This window comes from Pseudomonas sp. NPDC086251 (genome assembly GCF_044746405.1).
Lineage (GTDB): Bacteria > Pseudomonadota > Gammaproteobacteria > Pseudomonadales > Pseudomonadaceae > Aquipseudomonas.
In genome coordinates this window covers 104,437-128,781 of the sequence record NZ_JBIVBY010000016.1, presented here as the reverse complement: position 1 = coordinate 128,781, position 24,345 = coordinate 104,437, and the positions used below count along the sequence as shown (strand labels likewise).

Below are 24,345 nucleotides of genomic sequence, written 5' to 3'. Positions count from 1 at the left end.
CAATCCCTGTGGGAGCGGGCTTGCTCGCGAATGCGGTTGATCATTCAACATTGATGTTGGCTGACCCACCGCATTCGCGAGCAAGCCCGCTCCCACAGGGATTTTTGTCACCCTCACACTCCGCGTTCTGCCTCCTTTCTGATACTTGTTCTCATTCGCTAATTTTTCCGGTCTGCATTCGTTTTATAGGGACGACGTGCCTTTGTGCTTCCTGCCAACGATCCGGATGCTAAGAAATGAATGCTGAAGACTCCTTGAAACTTGCTCGCCGGTTTATCGGGTTGCCCCTGGAAAAGCGCCAGATGTTCCTTGCGGCCTTGCACAAGGAGGGCGTGGATTTCGCCCGTTTTCCGATTCCTGCCGATGTCGAAGCCGAGGATCGTCAGGCGCTGTCGTACGCCCAGCAACGCATGTGGTTTCTCTGGCAGCTGGACCCGCACAGCGGCGCGTATAACCTGCCGGGCGCGGTGCGGTTGACCGGGCGGCTGAACTTGGCTGCGCTGGAACAGGCCTTCGCCAGCCTCGTCGCCCGTCACGAAACCCTGCGTACAGTGTTCCAGCGCCAGGCCGACGACACTCTGCTGCAAGTGCCGGCCTCGGCGCCGCTGGTGATCGATCATGTGGATTTCAGCGCACTACCCGCCAAGGAACGCGAACAGGCGGTCGCCCAAGCGGCCGAGCAACAATCGGTGCAGCCGTTCGACCTGGAAACAGGCCCGCTGCTGCGCGTCACCTTGCTCAAGCTCGCCGAGCAGGAACACGTCCTCCTGCTGACCTTGCACCACATCGTGTCCGATGGCTGGTCGATGAACGTGCTGATCGACGAATTCATCCGTTGCTACGACGCTTTTGATGCCGATGCACACCCGCAACTCGCGCCCTTGCCGATCCAGTACAGCGACTACGCACTGTGGCAGCGCCGTTGGCTGGAGGCCGGTGAGCAGACGCGGCAACTCGACTACTGGCAAGCGCAACTGGGCGCCGAGCATCCGGTGTTGGAGCTGCCCACCGATCACCCGCGCCCGGCAATGCCGAGCTATCGCGGCACCCGTTATGAATTCGCCGTCGACGGGCAACTGGCCGAGCAACTGCGCGCCACCGCGCAGCAGCACAACATCACCTTGTTCATGCTCTTGCTCGGCGCGTTCAACGTGCTGCTGCACCGCTACACCGGGCAGACCGACCTGCGCGTCGGCGTGCCAATCGCCAACCGCAACCGCGCAGAAATCGAAGGGCTGATCGGCTTCTTCGTCAACACCCAGGTGCTGCGCACCCGGCTCGATGGCCAGACCCGCGTCGACGATCTGCTGCGCGCGATCAAGGAAACCGCCCTCGGCGCACAAGCCCATCAGGACTTGCCGTTCGAGCGCCTGGTCGAAGCGCTGAAACTCGAGCGCAGCCTCAGCCACACGCCGCTGTTCCAGGTGATGTACAACCACCAGCCGCAGGTCGCGGACATTTCCACCGTGACCACCGCCTCCGGCCTGGCGCTGGGCGTGATCGAGTGGGAAGGGCGCACCACCCAGTTCGACCTGACCCTCGACACCTACGAGAAGGGCGGCAAGCTGCACGCCGCGCTGACCTACGCCAACGACCTGTTCGACGCCGCCACCATCGCGCGCATGGCGCAGCATTGGACGCACCTGCTGCACGGCATGGTCGGTGATTCGCAGCAACGCATCAGTGATTTGCCGCTGCTGGAAAAAGCCGAGTATCAGCGCATCGTCCATGACTGGAATCGCGCTGATGAAAACTTCCCGCAGGACCTGTGCATTCATGAGCTGATCGCCCGACAAGTCGCCGCGACCCCGGATGCACGGGCGGTCACCTTCGCCACCCAACAGCTGACTTACCGTGAACTCGATGTTCAAGCCAACCGTCTGGCGCACAAGCTGATCGAACTCGGCGTAGGTCCGGAAGTCCGGGTCGGCGTGGCGATGCAGCGCTCGGAAAACCTGTTGGTGGCATTGCTCGCGGTGCTCAAGGCCGGCGGCGCCTACGTGCCGCTGGACCCGGATTACCCGGCCGAACGCGTCGCCTACATGCTTGAAGACAGCCGCGCTTTGGTGCTGCTGACCGAGCAAGCTGTGGCGGCTACATTGAGCGTGCCGGCCGACACCCAAGTGTTGCTGATGGACAACATCGCGCTGGCCGCTTACCCGAGCAGCGCCCCGATCACCCGTGTCAGGCCGGACAACCTGGCCTACGTGATCTACACCTCCGGTTCCACCGGCAAACCCAAAGGCGTGGCCATCGCCCATCGCAACGTGCTGGCGCTGATCGACTGGTCGAAATCGGTGTACAGCCGCGACGACATCCAGGGCGTGCTGGCCTCGACCTCGGTGTGTTTCGACCTGTCGGTGTGGGAGCTGTTCGTGACCCTGGCCAACGGTGGCTCGGTAATCATCGCCCGCAATGCCCTGGAGTTGCCGCAGCTGCCGGCGCGGGATCAGGTGCGCCTGATCAACACCGTGCCGTCGGCGATCAATGCGTTGCAGCGCGACGGGCAGATCCCGCTGAGTGTGCGCACCATCAACCTGGCCGGTGAGCCGCTGAAGCAAAGCCTGGTGGACGTGCTGTACGAGCAGTCGAGCGTCGAGCACGTCTTCGATCTGTACGGCCCGTCGGAAGACACCACGTATTCGACCTGGACCCGGCGCGAGGCCGGTGGCCGCGCGAATATCGGCCGTCCGCTCAAACACACCGCCAGTTATGTGCTGGACGCCGATCTGCAACCCGTGCCGCAAGGCGTGTCCGCCGAGCTGTACCTGAGCGGCGCCGGTATCACGCGCGGTTACCTGATGCGCCCTAGCCTGACCGCCGAAAAATACGTGCCGAACCCGTTCTCCAGTACGGGCGAACGCCTGTACCGCACCGGCGACCTGACCCGTTATCAGGCCGACGGCACGCTGCAATACGTCGGGCGCATCGACCATCAGGTCAAGGTCCGTGGCTTCCGCATCGAACTCGGTGAAATCGAAGCGCGGCTGTTGCAGCAGGACGCCGTGCGCGAACTGGCGGTGCTGGCGCAGGACGGCGTCAACGGCCAGCAACTGGTCGCCTACCTCGTGCCGACCGATTCGGCGTTGCTGGACGATATCGACGCGCAAGCGCGCCTGCGTGAAACTCTGAAAGCGGCACTGCGTCAGCACTTGCCGGATTACATGGTCCCGGCGTTTCTGCTGTTCCTCGCCCAGCTGCCGCTGACCCCCAACGGCAAGCTCGACCGCAAGGCCTTGCCGGCCATCGACGGCATTCAACAACCACGCGAACACGTCGCGCCACGCAGTGCGCTGGAGAAATCCCTCGCCGCGGTCTGGCAGGACGTGTTGGCCATCGATAACGTCGGCCTGGAAGACAACTTCTTCGAACTCGGCGGCGACTCCATCGTTTCCATGCAAGTGGTCAGCCGCGCGCGTCAGGCCGGGATCGTGCTGAGCCCCAAGGATCTGTTCCAGCACCAGACCATCCGCAGCCTGGCGCAAGCGGCTCGCAGCGGCGAGCAACAGCTGATCGACCAAGGCCCGGCGGTGGGCACGGTGGCGCTGGCGCCGGTGCAGCAGTGGTTTTTCGAACACGCCATTCCTCAGCGTCAGCACTGGAACCAGTCGCTGTTGCTGGTGCCGCGCGAGGCGTTGAACGTCGAGGCGCTGGATCAAGCCTTGGTGAAGTTACTCACCCAGCACGACAGTTTGCGTCTGCGATACGTACAGACGCCCGAAGGCTGGCAGCAAGCCTACGCGGCGCCGACCACCGAATCGGTCTTATGGCAGCGCCAGGCGCAATCGGTCGAAAGACTCAACGCCCTGTGCGACGAAGCCCAACGCAGCCTCGATCTGCAGAACGGCCCGTTGATGCGCGCGCTGCTCGTAGCGATGGCCGACGGCAGCCAACGCCTGCTGCTGGTCATTCATCACTTGGCGGTGGACGGTGTGTCCTGGCGCGTACTGCTGGAAGGTCTTCAGCAGTTCTACAGTCGCGGCGACGTCGTGGCGATGGCGAAAACCAGCACCTACCAGCGCTGGGTCGCACGTCTGCAAGCGCATGTTCCAGTCTTCGAAAACAGCCTTGATCACTGGCAGACTCAACTGCGTGAAGCACCGAATAATCTGCCATGCGACCGCCCGAACGGCGCACTGGAAAACCGCTTCGAACAGAAACTCGAACTCAAACTCGACGCCGAGCAAACCCGCAAGCTGTTGCAACAAGCCCCGGCGGCCTATCGCACCCAGGTCAACGACCTGCTGCTGACCGCGCTGGCGCGTGCCGTTTGCCGCTGGAGCGGGCAGGGCAGCACGCTGATTCAGCTGGAAGGCCATGGCCGCGAAGACCTGTTCGACGACATCGACCTGACCCGCACCGTCGGCTGGTTCACCAGCCTGTTCCCGGTCAACCTGATCCCGGAGAGCGACCTCGGCGCGTCGATCAAAACCATCAAGGAACAACTGCGCGCCGTGCCGGACAAAGGCCTGGGCTATGGCGCACTGCGCTACCTCGGCAGCCCGGCGATCCGTGCCGAACTGGCCGCGCTGCCGCAACCGCGGATCACCTTCAATTATCTGGGGCAGTTTGACCGGCAATTCGACGACGCAGCGCTGTTCGTCCCGTCCACCGAAGGCAACGGCGTGGCGCAGGACCCATCGGCGCCGCTGGGCAACTGGCTGACCGTCGAAGGCCAGGTCTACGGCGGCGAGTTGTCCCTGAGCTGGGGCTTCAGCCGTGAGATGTTCGACACCGCGACCATCCAGCGTCTGGCCGACGACTACGCGCAAGAATTGAAGGCGCTGATCGAACATTGCTGCGCCCTTGAAGCACCGCAAGCGACACCGTCGGACTTCCCGTTGGCGCGGATCGATCAGGCGCAACTCGATGCATTGCCGGTCGCCGTCTCGACCCTCGAAGACCTTTATCCACTGTCGCCGATGCAACAGGGCATGCTGTTCCACACCCTGTACGAACCGGAAGTGGGCGCCTACATCAGCCAGTTGCGCCTGGACATCCAGGGGCTCGATCCTTTGCGATTCGCTGAAGCCTGGCAAGCGGCCGTGGCGCGCCACGACATTCTGCGCAGCAGCTTCCACTGGCAGGGGCTCGACACCGCACACCAGGCGATTGTGCGTCAGGTGGCGTTGCCGCTTGAAGTGCTTGAAGCGACCGATACCGATGCGCTGGCCGATGCCGAACGCGTCCAGGGTTTCCAACTGGGAACCGCACCGCTGTTTCGTTTGAAGCTGGTGCGAACGGGCGCTGACGACTGGCACCTGATCTACACCAGCCACCACATCTTGATGGACGGCTGGAGCAACGCGCAGTTGCTCGCCGAAGTGATCCAGCATTACGCCAACCGGCAGACGCTGCCGGCGCCGTCGGGGCAGTACCGCGATTACCTTGGCTGGTTGCAGCAGCAATCGGCAGCGGCTGGCGAGCAATTCTGGAAAGCCGCCTTGGCACCGCTCGAAGCACCAACGCTACTGGCCGAAGCCTTAAGGCCACCAGTTGGCGCCGAGGGCACCGAAGAACACCGCGTCAACCTCGACACCAGCGCGACCCAGCGTCTGGCCGAGTTCGCCCGCCAACAGAAAGTCACCCTCAACACGGTGCTGCAAGCGGCCTGGAGCCTGTTGCTGCAACGCTACACCGGCCAGGATTGCGTGGTGTTTGGCGCCACGGTAGCCGGGCGGTCGGCACCGCTGCCGGGGATCGAAGAGCAGCTCGGGCTGTTCATCAACACGCTACCGCTGGTGTGCGCGATGAAGCCGGATCAAACCGTCAGCCAGTGGCTGGGCGAGTTGCAAGGCCTGAACCTGGACATGCGCGAGTTCGAGCACGTGCCGCTTTACGACATTCAAGGGTGGGCAGGGCAGCAAGGTTCGGCGCTGTTCGACAGCCTGCTGGTGTTTGAAAACTTCCCGGTGGCCGAAGCGCTGAAACAAGGCGCGCCGGCCGGGCTGTCGTTCGCCAACCTGCACAACCACGAGCGCACCCACTATCCGCTGACCCTGGGCATTGAGTTGGGCGAAGGCTTGAGCCTGGAGTTCAGCTACGACGCGGCGCGGTTCAGTGCGGCTCAGGTCGCGCAGTTGTCGGCGAACCTGCAGCACCTGCTGACGCAACTGGTGGCGCTGCCGAACGCGGCATTGGGTTCGCTGGAACTGGTTGATGTCGACGGCAAAAACGCAGTGCTGGCGATCAGTCAAACGGCCACGGTTGAGTTATCCACAACGCTGTTGGTGCACGAGCAAATCGCGGTTAAGGCTGCCGCCCTCCCGCATACACTGGCATTACAGGTCGACGGTCAAACCTTGAGCTACGGCCAGTTGAACGCCCAGGCCAACCGTCTGGCACATCGGCTGATCGACAACGGCGCCGGGCCCGGCAAGCGTGTCGGCCTGGCGGTGCGGCGTGGTCCGCAGTTGATCGTCAGCCTGCTGGCAGTACTGAAAAGCGGCGCCGCCTATGTGCCGCTGGACCCGAACTACCCGGCCGAACGCCTGAGCTACATGATCGACGACAGCCGCCTCAGCGTGCTGCTGTGCGAATCCGGTTTGCTGGACGATTTACCGCTGCCGGTGGAACGGCGTCTGTTAAGCCTGGACGAGTCGCTCGGCTATCCCGACCACGATCCGCACAATCACGCGGTCGCCGAAAATCTTGCCTACATCATCTACACCTCCGGTTCCACCGGCCAACCCAAAGGCGTGGCCATCGCCCATGCCGCGCTGCGCGAGTTCTGCCAGGGCGCCGCTGACTATTCGCGGCTGTCGGCCTCCGACCGCGTGTTGCAGTTCGCGACGTTCAGTTTCGATGGCTTCGTCGAGCAGTGCTTCCCGGCGCTGTGCGTCGGTGCGGCGTTGGTCATGCGCGGCGATGAGCTGTGGGATGCCGGCCGACTGGCCGTCGAAATCGTCGCTCAAGGCGTGACCGTGGCGGACTTGCCGGCCGCCTACTGGTACTTGCTCGCCCGTGAATGTGCGAGCGGCGCCGTGGGTAGCCTGGGCCAGTTGCGCCAGGTTCACGTCGGCGGCGAAGCGATGTCGGTCGAAGGCTTGCGCTTGTGGCATCAAGCCGGTTTGAGCCACGTGCGTTTGCTCAACACCTACGGGCCGACCGAAGCGACGGTGGTGTCCAGCGTTCACGAGTGCCGATTGCTCGATGCCAGCGACGCGTTCGGCATCCCGATCGGGCGCGCCATCGCGGGCCGCGCGTTGTATGTGCTGGACTCGGCTGGTCAACTGCTGCCAAACGGTGGCGTCGGTGAACTGTGCATCGGCGCGCCGTCGAGCCTGGCGCAAAGCTACTTCGATCGTCCGGCGCTGACCGCCGAACGCTTCCTGCCAGACCCGTTTGCCCGTGAGCCGGGCGCGCGTTTGTACCGCAGTGGTGACCTGGCGCGTTACAACGCCGAGGGCGATCTGGAATACGTTGGCCGTATCGACCATCAAGTGAAGATTCGCGGTTTCCGCATCGAGATGGGCGAGATTGAAGCCTGCCTGCAAGCGCGGGAGGAGGTGCATGAAGCGGCTGTCGTCGCTCAGGACGGGACGCAACTGGTGGCGTACATCGTGGCCAGCAGTGCAATGGATTCTCAGGCCGGCTATTTCGAAAACCTCAAAGCCGTTCTGCGCCAGTCTCTGCCGGAATACATGGTGCCCAGCCATCTGGTGCTGCTGGCCAAACTGCCGCTCAACAACAACGGCAAACTTGACCGCAAAGCCTTGCCGCGTGCTGAAGCCATTGAGGCTCAACGTGCATTCGTGGCGCCGGCCGAGGGGCTGGAAACGCAACTGGCGCTGATCTGGCAGGAAGTGCTGCAGCTTGAGCCAGTAGGCCGCGACGACAACTTCTTCGAGTTGGGCGGGCATTCGCTTCTGGTGTTGCAGGTGATCTCCCGCGTGCGTCAGCAACTGCACCTTGAACTGTCCGTGAGCAGCCTGTTTTCCGCCGCGAATCTGGCGGCATTTGCCGAGCGTGCCGCGCTGGCGAAGATCAGCGGTCAACCGGCGCTGCAACGGGCTGCGGCCGATCAACCACGGATTCTTTCCTACGCCCAGCAGCGTCAGTGGATTCTCTGGCAGCTGGACCCACAGAGTTCGGCCTACAACATTCCCGCTGCGCTGCGCCTCAAAGGTCCGCTGAACCGCCAAGCCTTGCGTGAAGCCTTCGCCCAGTTGCAGGCCCGTCACGAAACCCTGCGCACAACCTTCGAACAGGATGGCCAACAAGCGCGTCCGCGTGTCCATGCCGAGATGCCGTTGCAGTTGAGTGAGCGGCCAGTCGATGAGTCATCGATCAACAACGCCGTGGCCGAAGAAATCGCCCAGCCGTTCGACCTGCGCAACGGCCCGTTGTGGCGGGTGTTGCTGCTGCAAGTCAGCGCCAACGAACAGGTGCTGGTGCTCACCGTGCACCACATCGCCGCCGATGGCTGGTCGATGCAGGTGATGGTCGATGAGTTCAGCGCGCTGTATCAGGCGGCGGTCGATGGCAAAGCGGCGAACCTTGTCACTCTGCCGGTGAACTACAGCGACTACGCCCGCTGGCAGCGCGATTGGCTGGAGGCGGGCGAGGGCGCGCGTCAACTGACGTGGTGGCGCGAGCAACTGGCGGGCAACCAAACCCCGCTTGAATTGCCCAGTGAACTGACCCGCCCGGCCCGTCGAACCGAGCGCGGGGCCAGCCTGGTGCTGAACGTTGATCGCGCGTTGCTGGCCGGTTTGCGTCAGCGTGCCCAGGAACAACAGGTGACGCTGTTCATGCTGTTGCTGGCGAGTTTCCAGACCTTGCTGCATCGCCAGAGCGGGCAGTCGAGCATCAGCGTCGGCGTGCCGAGCGCCGGCCGTTCGCGGATTGAAACCGAAGGCCTGATCGGTTTCTTCATCAACACCCAAGTGCTGCGCGCCGAGATCGACGGGCAGCAATCCTTCAGCACCTTGCTGCAACAGGTCAAACAAGTGGCATTGGCGGCACAGGCCCATCAGGACTTGCCGTTCGAGCAACTGGTCGACGCGTTGCAGCCTGATCGCAGCCTGAATCACAGCCCATTGTTCCAGGTGCTCTACAACCATCAGCAGCAGTTGGGCGGCAGCGTTGAACGCACCGTCGCGGGTATGCAGGTCGAGCGTCTGCACTGGCAGCAACACACCACCCAGTTCGACCTGGTGCTCGACACTCAGGAGCAGGGCGAAGCACTCGATGCCAGCCTGACCTACGCCACGGATCTGTACGACGCAGCGTCCATGCAGCGCCTTGCCGACCAATGGCTGAACCTGCTGCGCGCCGTGGTCGAGGATCCACAGCAACGGGTCGCTGAATTGCCGTTGCTGCAAGCGCCGCAAAAGGCTGCGTTGATCGAGCATTGGAACCCGGCGTTCCAGGCGCAAGCGCCATCGCCAACCCTGCATCAGTTGTTCGAGCTTCAAGCCGCTCAACAGCCGAACAGCGTTGCGCTGGTCTACCAAGGCGAGCAACTGACTTACGCCGCGCTCAACGCTCAGGCCAACCGACTGGCGCGCAAACTGCGCGAGCAGGGCGTCGGCCCCGAGGTGCGGGTCGGCATCGCCACCGAGCGGGCAATGCCGCTGGTGATCGGCTTGCTGGCGATTCTCAAGGCGGGCGGCGCCTACGTGCCGCTGGACCCGCAATACCCGGCCGAACGCCTGAGCTACATGATCGAAGACAGCGGCATTACGTTGCTGCTGACCCAACAACACTTGATCGACGGTTTGCCGGCCCGCGACGGCGTACAAGTGCTGAGCCTGGAGTCGTTGCCGCTGGACGCTTACAGCGCCGACAACCTGCCAGCGCTGGCGACCCCGGACAACCTCGCGTACGTGATCTACACCTCCGGTTCCACCGGTCGGCCGAAAGGCGCCTTGCTCAGCCATGGCAACGTCGGGCGTTTGCTCACGGCCACCGCTGCCGAGTTCAACTTCGGTCCAGACGATGTCTGGACGCTGTTCCACTCCTACGCGTTCGACTTCTCGGTGTGGGAGCTGTTTGGTTCGCTGTGCACCGGCGGGCGCCTGGTGATCGTGCCGTATGACATCAGCCGCGAGCCGCAAGCGTTTTACCGTTTGCTCTGTGATGAAGGCGTGACGGTGTTGAACCAGACCCCGAGCGCGTTCCGCCAGTTGTTGCCGATTGCCTGCGCCAGCGAGCGAAGCCTGGCGCTGCGTCAGGTGATTTTCGGCGGCGAAGCGCTGGAAGTGGCGAGCCTGCGTCCATGGTTCGAACGCTTCGGCGATCAGCAGCCAACGCTTGTGAACATGTACGGCATCACCGAAACCACGGTGCACGTGACCTACCGCGCCATCCGTCTGGCCGACCTCGACGGCAAGGCGCAAAGCCCGATCGGCCTGCCGATCCGCGACCTGCGCTGGTACTTGCTCGACAGCCAGTTGCAACCGGTGCCGGTGGGCGTGGCGGGTGAGTTGTACATCGTCGGCGCCGGTTTGGCGCGGGGTTATCACGGGCGATTCGGCCTGACCGCCGAGCGCTTTGTGCCGAGCCCGTTCGACGCCGCGCAGCGTCTCTATCGCAGTGGCGACCTGGCGCGCCAGCGTGCCGACGGCAGCATCGACTACCTCGGGCGGATCGATCAGCAAGTGAAGATCCGCGGTTTCCGCATCGAACTGGGCGAAATCGAAGCCGCGTTGCTGGCCCAGCCGGGTGTGCGCCAAGCGGTGTTGAGCGTGCATTCCAGCGAGGGCGGGCCGCAGCTGTGCGCCTATGTCGTCGCCGAACAGACCCCGCACGACCCGATTGCCTGGCGCGACCACCTGCGCGCCGCGCTCAAGGTCGATCTGCCGGATTACATGGTGCCGAGCCACTGGCTGCTGCTGGATGCCTTGCCGCTGACCGGCAACGGCAAGCTCGACCGCAAGGCCTTGCCGCTGCCCGATGCCGAGGACTGGCAACGACCGTTCGAAGCCCCCGAAGGCGATCTCGAACGGCAACTGGCAGTCATCTGGGCCGACGTGCTGGGCGTGGCGCAGATCGGCCGGCGCGACAACTTCTTCGAATTGGGCGGGCATTCGTTGCTCGCCGCCCAGGCCAGTGCCCGCGTGGAACTGGAACTGGGCATCGAGCTGCCGCTGCGCGCGCTGTTCGAATCCACCGACCTTCAGGCTTATGCCGCCATGGCCGGGCAACACGCCCCGGCTGACAACGATGCACGTCTTGATGCGCTTGAGTCGCTTCTCGACGAGATGGAGATCAACTGATGGAACACACCACTGCCCAGCGTATCGCCAGCCGCTTCGCCGGCCTGCCGGCTGACAAGCGCCGCGAGTTTCTGCAACGCATGCAAGAGCAGGGCGTGAGCTTCGGCCAGCTGCCGATTCCGCCCGCCGCCGAGGCGCAAGCGAGCTTCGAACTGTCGTATGCGCAGCAGCGCCAATGGTTCCTCTGGCAGCTTGATCCGCAGAGCTCGGCGTACAACATTCCGGCCGCCCTGCGTTTGCACGGGCCGCTGAATGGCGCGGCGTTGCAGCAGAGTTTCGATGCGCTGCTGGAGCGTCATCAAAGTTTGCGCAGCCGTTTTGTCGAAGATGACGGTCAGGTGCTGCAGACATTGGCCGAATTCACTTCGCTGCCGATTGAGCAGGTCGACCTGCGTGCCGAGCCTCAGGATCAGCGCCTCGATCTCGCGATGAAAACCGTCGAGCAGGACATCGCCCGACCGTTCGATCTGCAGCACGGTCCGCTGTTGCGGGTCAGCCTGTTGCAGCTCGATGCCGACGATCATGTGCTGTTGCTGACCTTGCACCACATCGTTACTGATGGTTGGTCGATGGGCGTGTTGGTCGAGGAATTTTCCCGGCTCTATGCCGCCCATTGCCAAGGACAGAGCGCGGCGCTGCAAGCGTTGCCGATTCAGTATTCCGACTACGCCTTGTGGCAACGCCGCTGGATGGAAGCGGGCGAGCTGGAACGTCAACTCAACTGGTGGCGTGACACGCTGGGCAGCGAACAACCGCTGCTCGAATTGCCCACCGACCGTCCGCGCCCGGCGCAACCGAGCCAGCGCGGTGCGCGTCTGGATTTTGCCCTCGATGCAAAACTGGCCAGCGGCCTGATGAACCTGGCCAAACAGCGCGGCGTCACGCCGTTCATGCTGTTGCTGGCGAGCTTCCAGGCGTTGCTCTATCGCTACAGCGGTCAGTCCGACCTGCGCATCGGCGTGCCGATTGCCAACCGTAATCGTGCGGAAACCAAAGGTCTGATCGGCTTTTTCGTCAACACTCAGGTGATGCGCGCCGAGCTCGATGGACGTCTGCCGTTCAGCCAGTTGCTCGACCAGACCCGCGCCGCGTCGCTGGATGCCCAGGGTTATCAGGACCTACCGTTCGAGCGTCTGGTGCAGGCGTTGCAAGGTGAACGCAGCCTGAGCCACAGCCCATTGTTCCAGGTGATGTTCAACCACCAGCAAGCCAGACCGGCGGCGGTCAGTGGCTTACTCGCCGGCCTGCGCGTTGAAGCGTTGAATGCCACGGCGCACACCACGCAGTTCGATTTGCAACTGGATACGCAGGAAGAGGGCGACAAGCTGTTCGCCAGCCTGACTTACGCCACCGACCTGTTCGACGCCGAGCGTATCGAGCACCTCGCTCGACATTGGCGCAACTTGCTGGCTGGGGTGCTGGCGAATCCGCAATGCCCGCTCGCCGAGTTGCCGCTGTTGGATGCCGACGAGCGCCTGCGCATTCTGGATGACCTCAACGACACCGCTCAGGCCTATCCGGGCGAAGTCTGCGTTCAGCGGCATTTCGAAGAACGCGTGATTGAAAACGGTGAGGCGACCGCGCTGGTGTTCCAGGGCCGGAGCCTGAGTTACGCCGAGCTGAACCTGCGCGCCAATCGCTTGGCCCATCATCTGCGTGCGCAGGGTGTCGGCCCGGAAGGGCTGGTGGGGATTGCCTGCGACCGTTCGTTTGAAATGGTCGTCGGCCTGTTAGCGATTCTCAAGGCCGGTGGCGCCTACGTGCCGCTGGACCCGGAGTACCCCGTTGATCGCCTGAGCTACATGATCGAAGACAGCGGCATTTCGCTGTTGCTGACCCAGGAACATTTGCTGGCACAACTGCCGACGCCGGACAACGTGCGCACCTTGTGCCTGCACGCCGAGGCTGACTGGCTGAGCGATCTGCCGGGGACTGATCTGCCCAACCTGGCCGTCGCAGAAAATCTTGCCTATGTGATTTACACCTCCGGTTCCACCGGCAAACCCAAAGGCGCGGGCAACCGCCATGTGGCGCTGCACAACCGTCTGGAGTGGATGCAGCAAGCCTACAACTTGCTGCCGAGCGACCGCGTGCTGCAAAAAACACCGTTCAGTTTCGACGTGTCGGTGTGGGAGTTTTTCTGGCCGCTGATGAAGGGCGCTACGCTGGTCATCGCCGCGCCCGGCGAGCATCGCGATCCGCAACGCCTTGCCGCGTTGATCGTCGAGCAGGCGATCACCACGCTGCACTTCGTGCCGTCGATGCTTTCGGCGTTTATCGCTGCCGACGAGGCGCTCGCTTGCACGTCGTTGCAACGGATCATTTGCAGTGGCGAAGCGCTGCCGATGGAACTGCAACGCCAGACCTTGCGCAGTCTGCCGCAAGCCCATCTCTACAACCTCTATGGCCCGACCGAAGCGGCCATCGACGTCACCCATTGGACCTGCGTCGAAGAAGGCCGCGACAGCGTGCCGATCGGCCGCCCGATCGCCAACCTGCGTACCTGCATCCTCGACAGCGAACTGCAACCGTTGCCGCTGGGCGCGGTGGGCGAGTTGTACCTTGGCGGTATCGGTCTGGCCCGTGGTTATCACCGTCGTGGTGCGCTGACCGCCGAGCGTTTCGTGGTCGACCCGTTCGGCAGCGGCGAGCGCCTGTACCGCACCGGTGACCTGGCACGCTATCGCGCCGACGGCGCCATCGACTACTGCGGGCGTATTGACCATCAAGTGAAGATCCGTGGTTTGCGCATCGAACTGGGCGAAATCGAAGCGCGCCTGCAAGAGCATGCCGACGTTCAGGAGGCCGTGGTGTTGGCCCTCGATGGTCCGAGCGGCAAGCAATTGGTCGCGTACATCGTGCCGCAGGATCGCGCCCTGTTGGACGTCGATGCCGGGCAACAAGGCATGTGGCGTGAAACCCTGAAAAGCCATTTGCTCGCCAGCCTGCCGGACTACATGGTGCCGGCGCAGACCGTGCTGATCGAGCACATGCCCCTGAGCCCCAACGGCAAGCTCGACCGTAAACGCCTGCCCGCGCCAACCGCGCAGGTCAGCCAGCGCGCGTTCGAAGCGCCACGCAGCGAACACGAGCAGGTGCTGGCGCAGATTTGGCAGGACGTGTTAGGCGTGGAACAGGTCGGGCGTCAGGACAACTTCTTCGAACTGGGCGGCGATTCGATCATTTCGATTCAGGTGGTCAGCCGTGCCCGTCGTGCCGGTTTGAGCCTGCAACCGCGTGATCTGTTCCAGCAGCAGACTCTGCAAGCATTGGCTGCTGTTGTGAAAGAGCAGGCGGCACCGCTGGCGCAACAAGGGCCGGTGGACGGGTTGCAAAAACTCACGCCGATCCAGCGCTGGTTCTTCGACGAGCCGATTGCGCAGCGTGCGCACTGGAACCAGGCGGTGCTGCTGGTGCCGCGTGAAACCCTCGAATTGCCGCGCCTGCAAGCCGCGTTGCAACGTTTGCTCAAGCAGCACGATGCGCTGCGTCTGCGCTTCAGCCAGGTTGATGGCCAGTGGTCGGCGCGGTATGTCGGGGCCGACAGCGCCGACGTCATCGACATGCTCTGGACCGCTCGCGTGGCCAGCGATGCCTCGCTGGAGTCGGTGTGCGATGAGGCGCAGCGCAGCCTCAGTTTGCAAGATGGGCCGTTGCTGCGGGTGGCGTTGATCACTCAGGCCGATGGCTCGCAGCGTTTGCTGTTGGTCATCCACCATTTGGCCGTGGACGGTGTTTCCTGGCGGGTGTTGCTGGAAGATTTGCAGGCTGCTTATCAGGGCCAGGACCTGCCGCCGAAGACCAGCGCCTTCCAGGCCTGGGCTGACAAACTCGATGCGTATGCACGCTCCGAAGCGGCCGCTAGCGAATTGAACGGGTGGCAGGCGCAACTCAGTCTCGCCAATGATTCGCTACCTGCGGCGAATGCTGAGGCCAGTCAAGCGGGGCATCTGCGCCAAGGCGTCAGCATCGGTCTGGACCGCGAGCAAACCCGTCAACTGCTACAACAGGCGCCGGCGATCTACCGCACGCACGTCAACGATTTGCTGCTGACCGCACTGGCTCGCACCCTCAGCCGCTGGACCGGACACGACTCGGCGTTGATCCAGCTCGAAGGCCACGGCCGCGAAGCGCTGTTCGACGACATCGACCTGACCCGCACGGTCGGTTGGTTTTCCAGCCTGTTCCCGGTGCGCCTGACGCCAACCGCCGACCTCGGCGGTTCGATCAAGGCCGTCAAACAGCAACTGCGCGAAATCCCCGGCAAAGGCCTGGGTTTCGGCTTGTTGCGCTACATGGGCGATGCCGCGACCCAAGCCGCGTTGGCTGCATTGCCGCAAGCGCGGGTCACCTTCAATTACCTCGGGCAGTTCGACCAGAGCTTTGCCGAGGATTCACTGTTCACACCAGCAGTTGAGTCCAGCGGTGCCGCGCAATCGGCGGACGCACCGTTGCCAAACTGGCTGTCGGTGGACGGCCAAGTCTATGGCGGCGAGCTGAAACTCGACTGGACCTTCAGCCGCGAATGCTTCGACCTGCGCGAGATCGAAGCGCTGGCGGCGGATTTCCGCAGTGAATTGCTGGCGCTGATCGCCCATTGCCAGAGCGATGGCGCGGGCGGCGTGACCCCGGCGGACTTCCCGTTGGCGCGTCTGACTCAGGCGCAACTCGATGGTCTGCCGGTACCGCCGGCGCAGATCGAGGACCTGTATCCGCTGTCGCCGATGCAGGCCGGTTTGTTGTTCCACAGCCTCTATGAATCGGATTCCGGCGCGTACGTAAACCAACTCAGCGTCGAAGCTCGCGGGCTCGACGCCGAACGGCTGGGCCGCGCGTGGCAAGCAGTACTCGACACTCATCCAATCCTGCGCAGCAGTTTCCACTTCCCGGATGGCTTCGAAGCACCGGTGCAATTGGTCCATCGTCATCTGAATTTGCCGATGACCTGCCTCGACTGGCGCAACCGCAGCGATCAGGCCGAAGCGCTGGCGCAGCTGATCGACAGCGAGCGCCTGCAACTCGATTCGACCCAGGCGCCCTTGATGCGGCTGACTCTGGTGCGCCTCGACGATGAGCGTCAGCAACTGATCTACACCCACCATCACCTGTTGCTCGATGGCTGGAGTAATTCGCTGCTGTTGAGCGAAGTCCTGCAGCGTTATGCCGGACAGGACGTGCAGGCGCCGACCGGCCGTTTCGCCGATTACATCGGTTGGCTGCAACGTCAGGATGCGCAGGCTGACGAACTGTTCTGGCGCGAACAACTCGCGACCCTCGACAACCCGACCCTGTTGGCGCAGAGCCTGGCCCATGGCGACAGTAAAAACCTGTCGACGACGGGGTTTGCCGACCATCGCCAGACCTTCGACGTCGCCACCAGCCAACGCTTCAGCGAGTTTGCCCGTCAGCAAAAAGTCACGCTCAACACCTTGGTGCAAGGTGCCTGGGCCCTGCTGCTGCAACGCTACAGCGGCCAACGCAGCGTCGCGTTCGGCGCGACCGTGGCCGGGCGGCCGGTGGACTTGCCGGGGGCTGAAAGCCAGCTCGGTCTGTTCATCAACACCTTGCCGGTGATCAGCAGCCCGGACGCGGTCGAAAGCGTCGGCCAGTGGCTGACTCGTTTGCAGGCACAGAACCTGGAACTGCGCGAACACGAATTCACCGCTCTCGGCGATATTCAGCGTTGGGCCGGTCGTGCCGGCGAGCCGCTGTTCGACAGCCTGCTGGTGTTCGAAAACTTCCCGGTGGCCGCAGCGTTGCAACAAGGCGCGCCGGCCGGTTTGAGTTTTTCGATCCCGCAGAACCACGAACGCGCCAATTTCCCGCTGACCCTGGCGGCCACTGCTGAAGCTCAATTGAGCCTGAACTGGAGCTACCAGTGCGCGCACTTCAGCGGCGAAGCCATTGTCCGCATGAGCGAGCATCTGGCCGCGTTGCTGGCGGCGATGGTCGCCGCGCCCCGCGCTGCATTGAGTGAACTGGACCTGCTGACCGCGCCGGAACGCGCGCAGCAGTTGCTGGAATGGAACCCCCCGTTCACCGCGGCGGAAAACCCGCTGTGCGTGCATCAGTTGATCGAGGCCCAGGCGGTTGCCCGACCGCACGCCACGGCGCTGATCTTCAACGACCTGGAACTCAGCTTCGACGAGCTCAACCGTCGCGCCAACCGTTTGGCCCATCACCTGCGTGCACTCGGCATCGGCCCGGAAATGCGGGTCGGCCTGGCGATGCAACGTTCGCCGGACATGATCATTGGCCTGCTGGCGATCCTCAAGGCCGGCGGCACCTACGTGCCGCTGGACCCGGCCTACCCGGCGGAACGCCTGCGCTATCTGATGGAGGACAGCGGGATTTCGCTGCTGCTCAGTCAATCGTGGCTGCGGGAAAAACTGCCCTTGCCGGAAGGTTTGCAAGTGCTGGAAGTGGATCGTGAGCCACTGGAGTTCATGGCCGAGACCAACCCGGTCAACCTCACCTGTGGTGAAAACCTCGCGTACCTGATCTACACCTCGGGTTCCACCGGCCGCCCAAAAGGCGTCAGCGTGGCCCACGGTCCGCTGGCCATGCATTGCCTGTCGATCGGCGAGTTGTACGGCATGACCCCGGACGACCGCGAACTGCAATTTGCCTCGATCAGCTTCGACGGCGCCCATGAACGTTGGCTGACGCCGCTGGTGTTCGGTTCGGCGGTGATGCCGCGCGACGACGAGTTGTGGAGCGTGGAGCGCACCTGCGCCGAGATCGAAAAGCACGGCATCACCATCGCCTGCTTCACCCCGAGCTACCTGGTGCAGATCGCCGATTTCATGGGTGAAGCAGGGCGCGATCTGCCGATCCGTTCCTACACGCCGTGCGGTGAAGGCATGGCCAAACATGCGTTCGATGAAGTCCAGCAAGTACTGCAACCCAAGCGCCTGATCAATGGCTATGGCCCGACCGAAACGGTGATCACGCCGCTGATCTGGCTGGCGTATCCGGAGACCGAATTCGACTCGGCGTTCATGCCGATTGGTCGACCGGTCGGCAACCGCAGCGCCTACATCCTGGACGGCGGCTTGCAGCCGTTGCCGGTCGGCGTGGCGGGCGAGTTGTACCTGGGTGGCGAGGGCGTGGCGCGGGGTTACCATCAGCGACCGGACCTGACCGCCGAACGCTTCGTACCGGACCCGTTCGTGCCGGGCGCGCGCTTGTATCGCAGTGGCGACCTTGCACGCTTCCGTGCCGACGGCGTCGTGGAATACCTCGGGCGTATCGACCAGCAAGTGAAGATTCGTGGGTTCCGTATCGAACTCGGCGAAATCGAAGCCTGCCTGCTGGAGCATGAAGGCGTGCGTGAAGCCTTTGTCATCGACCGCGAAGGCCCGGTGAGCCGCCAGTTGGTCGGCTACGTGGTGCCGCGTGATCCGCTCGCCGGCGAACAGGATTTGCGTGAAGCGTTGACGTTGCACCTGCGCAGCCGTCTGCCGGCGCACATGCTGCCGGCGCACTTGATGTGCCTGGCCGCATTGCCGCTGACGCCGAACGGCAAGCTTGATCGCCAAGGCCTGCCAGCACCTGAAGCCTCTCGGCAGAACCACGATCAAGTCGCCGCCGCGTCACCGGCCGAAGCGCTGCTGGTGGAGATCTGGCAGGAATTGCTGGGGCTGGAGTCGGTGGGCGTCACCGAAAACTTCTTCGAACTGGGCGGTGACTCGATCATCTCGCTGCAAGCGGTAAGCCGTGCCGGCCAGCGCGGGTTGGTGTTCAGTCCGAAGCAACTGTTCGAGCAGCAAACCATCCGTGCCCTCGCCGCAGTGGCCAGCAGCCGTGAAGCGGCGCTGGTTGAAGCGCCGAAAATCGAGGCGTTTGCCCTGGTGCCGCACATCGACATCGCCGCCCGCGAGGGTCTGCAAGACTTGTATCCGCTGTCGCCGATGCAGCAAGGCATGCTGTTCCATTGCCTCGATTCACCGGAGCTCAATCCCTACGTCAACCAGCTGAGCGTGGCGGTAGACGGTTTGCAGGTGCCGCGTTTCCGCGCCGCTTGGCAAACCTTGCTAGAGCGTCATGAAGTGCTGCGCGCGGCGTTCCGCTGGCGCGATGGTTTGGCCGATCCGCTGCAAGCGGTGTTCGCCGACGTCGAGTTGCTGATCGAAGAACTTGATTGGCGCGAGCGTGCCGACACCGAACAGGCGCTGAGTGAACTGGCGGCGGCGGAACAGGCCAAGGGCTTCGACCTCAGTTGCCCGCCGTTGATGCGTTTCATCCTGGTGCGCCTGGGTGACAACCGTTACCAGATGATCTGGATCTACCATCACCTGTTGCTCGACGGCTGGAGCGCCTCGCGTCTGTTGGGCGACATGCTGCGCCTGTACCACGACGACAGCCTGCCGACCCTGACCGGTCGTTACGCCGATTACATCGCCTGGCTGCAACGCCAGGACGGCGCGCAGGCCGAAGGTTTCTGGCGCGAGCGCCTGGCCTTGCTTGAAGAACCGACCATTCTGGCCAAGGCTTCGGGTGCCGAAGGCTCCGGTCATGGCGTGATGTACAGCCACCTCGACGCCGAGGCGACGCGCAAACTGCACACGTTCGCGAAGCGTCAGCGCGTGACGCTCAACACCCTGGTGCAAGGCGCGTGGCTGCTGCTGTTGCAACGCCACAGCGGCCAACGCTGCGTCGCGTTCGGCGCCACGGTGGCGGGGCGTCCGACCGGGTTGGCCGGTGCCCAGGACATGCTCGGTCTGTTCATCAACACCTTGCCGGTGATCCAGACGCTTGATCCGCAACAGCCGTTGGGCGAGTGGTTGCGCCAATTGCAGGATTACAACCTGATGGTCCGCGACTACGAACACACGCCGCTGTCGGACATTCAGCGCTGGGCCGGGCAAGGTGGCCAGGGCTTGTTCGACAGCATCATCGTGTTTGAAAACCATCCGGTGGACCGCGCCTTGAAAGGAGGCGAGGAGGGTGAGCTGCGCTTCGCCGAAGTCGGCAGCGGCGGGGTGACCAACTTCCCGATGGACTTGATGGTCAGCGCCAACGAGGAAGGGCTGGAGGTCGAATACCTGTTCCTGCGTGATCGCTTCAGTGACGTGGACGTGCAGCGGATTCGTGCGCAGCTGGAAGGTTTGCTGCGGGCGTTGCCTGAGGATGCGACGTGCCTGCTCGGCAACATTGGCTTGCCTGAAGCGCTAATCAGCCTGCCTCAAGCGTCCGACGATAACGCCGATTTGCTGCACGCGTTCAATCAGCATGTGCGCACGCAGCCGCAGAAAATCGCCTTGTTCTGTGAAGATCGGCACGTCAGTTATGCCGAGCTAGAGGCACAGGCCAACGGGCTGGCGCAGCAATTGATCGGTCGCGGTATCGGTGCGGAAAGTCTGGTGGTGGTGGCGTTGCCGCGTTCCGAGCGCACCCTCATTGCGTTCCTTGCGGTGCTAAAAGCCGGCGCGGCGTATCTGCCTCTGGACTTGGCGTACCCGGCCGAGCGACTGGCCTACATGCTCAACGATTCGGCGGCCAGCCTGTTGCTGTGCGACAGCGATCTGGGCGAGCGATTGACCCTGCCTGACAGCCCGCCACGCTTGTTGCTCGATCAACTGTCCATTGATGACCGTGTCGAGTGCCCGGTTTCCAATCCGCTGCCGGGGCACCTCGCGTACCTGATCTACACCTCCGGTTCCACCGGCCAACCCAAAGGCGTGGCCGTGGCACGCGGATCGATTGCCCGGCATTGCCGCGGCATCATCGAACTCTACGAACTGGCACCGAGCAGCCGCGAGTTGCACTTCATGTCGTTTGCCTTCGACGGTGCTCAGGAGCGTTGGCTGAGTGTGATGTTGGCGGGCGGCAGCCTGGTGATCCGCGATGACCGTCTGTGGACCCCGGAGCAAACCCTGGAAGTGCTGCATCGCCACCACGTCACCGTGGCCTGCTTCCCGCCAGCGTACCTGCAACAAATGGCCGAAGTGGCGGAACGCCTGGGCAATCCGCCGGCGGTCGAGGTGTATTGCTTTGGCGGTGACGCGGTACCGGAGGCCAGTTTCGAACAGGTCAAACGCGCCTTGCGTCCGCAGCGTCTGGTCAATGGTTACGGCCCGACCGAAACCGTGGTCACGCCGCTGTTGTGGCGTGCTGAAATCAGCGAAACCTGCGACGCGGCGTATGCGCCGATCGGGCGTGGTGTGGCCGGGCGTGGGTTGTACGTGCTGGATGCCGACCTCAACCCGTTGCCGGTCGGTGTCAGCGGTGAGCTGTACCTGGGCGGTGAATGCCTGGCCCGTGGTTATCACCAGCGCCCGGGCATGAGTGCCGAACGCTTCATTCCCGATCCGTTCGAAGCGGGTGGCCGCATGTACCGCACCGGCGACCTGGTGCGCCAGCGCGAGTGCGGGTTGATCGACTACCTGGGGCGGCTTGACCAGCAAGTGAAGATCCGTGGTTTCCGCATTGAGCTGGGCGAAATCGAAGCGCGTCTGCGCGACTGCGTCGGGGTGCAGGATGCTGCCGTGGTGGTGCACGACACGCCGACCGGCAAGCAGTTGGTCGGTTATGTGGTGGCGGCGGGTACGACCGGGCTGGATCGCCGACTCAAGGCTGAACTGCAAGCGCAACTGCCGGACTACATGGTGCCGGCGCGGATCATGGTGCTGGAACGCTTCCCGCTGTCGGCCAACGGCAAGCTTGATCGTCGCGCACTGCCGGAACCTGAATGGGCGCTCGGCGGTTATCGCGCGCCGCGCAACGCACTGGAAACGGCGCTGACGGCGATCTGGCAAGAGGTGCTCGGCGTGCCGCAAGTGGGCATCGACGACAACTTCTTCGAACTCGGTGGCGACTCGTTGCAAGTGCTCAAAGTCATCTCGCGGGTACGCAGCCAGCCGCAACTGGGCTTCGAACTGAAACTGCGGGACTTGATGCAGAGACCGTGCATCGCCGAACTCAGTGGTTATCAGGCTGCCGAACCGGCGTCTGCGCCGGACCCGTTATTGGCGCTGAATGCGCGCACCCCTAACGTGCCGGCGCTGTTCTGCCTGCACGCCGGTTTCGGCACGGTGTTCGACTACGAACCGCTGGCGCGGCGTCTGGAAGGACGGCGCACAGTGTACGGTTTGCAATGCCGGATGCTGCTTGATCCGCACTGGCAGGATGCGTCGTTGCTGGCGATGGCTCAGGCCTATGCGCAACGGATTCGCGCGCAGCAGGCTGATGGTCCGTATTACTTGCTGGGCTGGTCATTGGGTGGCGCGTTGACGCAATTGGTCGCGCATGAACTGGAGCGGCAGGGTGAGACCGTCGCGTTTGCCGGGTTGGTCGACAGTTATGTGGCGGGCACGGCGGAAGCGGGGGACTGGCGCGAAGACCTGCGGGACTTCCTGACGTTTGTCCTGGGTCTGCCGGCGGATGAGGCTCAAGCGCTGATCGCACTAAAAGCCGCTGACTTGAACGAGCGCGAAGGTGCCGCCGCCGTGATCGAGGCCGCCATGCACGGTGCCAATGGCCATGCGGCGTTGGGCGCGGGCGAACTCACGCAGATTTTCGCCACGGGCTCATCGCTCAAGCAATTGGCGTTGGCCCATCGACAACTGCCGAAGGTTCAGGTCACGGCACATCGCTGGTGGGTGGCCGGGCGCGACGACGAGCGCCGGGTGTTCGAGGCGCAGGTCGGCAGTCAGGGCGTTGATCGCTTGTTGGCCGGCGGGCATTACGAGTTGCTGCGCGGTGACGAGTTGCTCGACGAGCTGGAAGCTTTGCTGGACCGCCAATTGGCCATCGCCTAACCGCAGCCCCATAGGCCCCCCCGTAGGAGCTGTCGAGTAAAACGAGGCTGCGATCTCTTGACCTTTTTTTAAGATCAAGATCAAAAGATCGCAGCCTCGTTTCTCTCGACAGCTCCTACACAAGTGTCGTTCGTTTCAGGATTTTGTATTCACCTCTTTGTGTAAAAGGATTCGTCCCATGGCTGTGTTGCCAGAACTTGAAGCTTTTCTCGAACTCGCCGAGTTCGGCCGCCTGACCGGCAAAAGCCGTGCGATGCATGAACAGACTCCGCAACAGGCGCGGATCGATTTCGAAGCCTCCTCGGGGTTTCTCGATGTGCCGCTGGACAGTGTTTTCTGTGAAGACTTCACGATTGCCGCGCGGGATGGCCATAGCTTGTCGGCAAGGCTGTATCGCGACGGGAATTCGGTCTCCGGGTTGCAACCGGTGGTGCTGTATTTCCATGGCGGCGGTTACGTGGTGGGCAGCCTCGATTCCCATGATGCGTTGTGCCGGCGGCTGGCGGCACAGGGTGGTTTTGCCTTGTTGACGGTGGATTATCGCCTGGCGCCGGAGTGGCGTTTCCCGACCCCGGTGCAGGACGCCTGCGATGCCGGCAACTGGCTGGTCCGCGAGGGCGCGACGCGTGGTCTGGATGCGACTCGGGTGGCCGTGGCCGGTGACAGCGTGGGGGCGACATTGGCCACGGTGTTGTCGATCATGGCGCTGCGTGAACCTGAGGAACTGGCGTTGAAACCCAAGGCGCAATTGCTGGTGTACCCGGTGACGGACGCCACGACAAAACGTGCCTCGCACCGGGATTTTGCCGAAGGCTATCTGCTGGAAACGCCGACGCTGGATTGGTTCTACGCCCACTACGCACGAACGACAGCGGACCTGGCGGATTGGCGCTGTTCGCCGTTGCTGGCGAAGGACCTGTCCGGCGTGGCCCCGGCGCTGGTGTACCTGGCCGGGCATGACCCGTTGCATGACGAAGGGCTGGCGTATGCCGAGCGCTTGCGTGCGGCCGGTAATGACGTGACGTTGCTGGAGCAACCGGGCATGACCCATGACTTTATGCGCATGGGTGGGTTGCTGAGCGAAGTGGCGGGGATTCATGCGGAAGTGGCGGGGTGGGTGCGTTCGCGGTTGTGAAATAAAATGAACGAGCCCGCCATCTCTGCGAAAGGGGATGGAGGGCTTTTTTGTGCCGGGTAAGGGGATTGTGGGTGAGGCCACTATCGCCTTCGCGGGCAAGCCTCGCTCCTACAAGGATGTGTCGAGCCAGGATCAAATGGTCGACACCAAACCTGTAGGAGCGAGGCTTGCCCGCGAAGACGGCATCACATTCAACCCAAATCCCTCGCCCACAAAAAAATGC

3 protein-coding genes are annotated in these 24,345 nt (G+C 63.3%); all 3 read left to right on the top strand.

The genetic code is table 11. The annotated features are described in order from the left end of the window. Window positions 1-236 precede the first annotated feature (236 nt). The 3 genes from ACIPL2_RS19820 (at window position 237) to ACIPL2_RS19810 (ending at window position 24,119) form a co-directional block, all read left to right on the top strand. Window positions 237-11,222 (top strand): amino acid adenylation domain-containing protein, encoded by a 10,986-nt coding sequence (locus ACIPL2_RS19820; RefSeq protein ID WP_401358753.1) that lies wholly within the window; start codon window positions 237-239, stop codon window positions 11,220-11,222. Next, on the top strand, window positions 11,222-22,984 hold the full coding sequence (locus ACIPL2_RS19815) for a non-ribosomal peptide synthase/polyketide synthase (RefSeq protein WP_401358752.1): 11,763 nt from the start codon (window positions 11,222-11,224) through the stop codon (window positions 22,982-22,984). The genes ACIPL2_RS19820 and ACIPL2_RS19815 overlap by 1 nt, the downstream gene beginning before the upstream one ends. Before the next feature lie 178 nt (window positions 22,985-23,162). Then, entirely contained in the window at window positions 23,163-24,119 is a 957-nt protein-coding gene (locus tag ACIPL2_RS19810) for an alpha/beta hydrolase (protein ID WP_401358750.1), read from the top strand. Window positions 24,120-24,345: the final 226 nt, after the last annotated feature.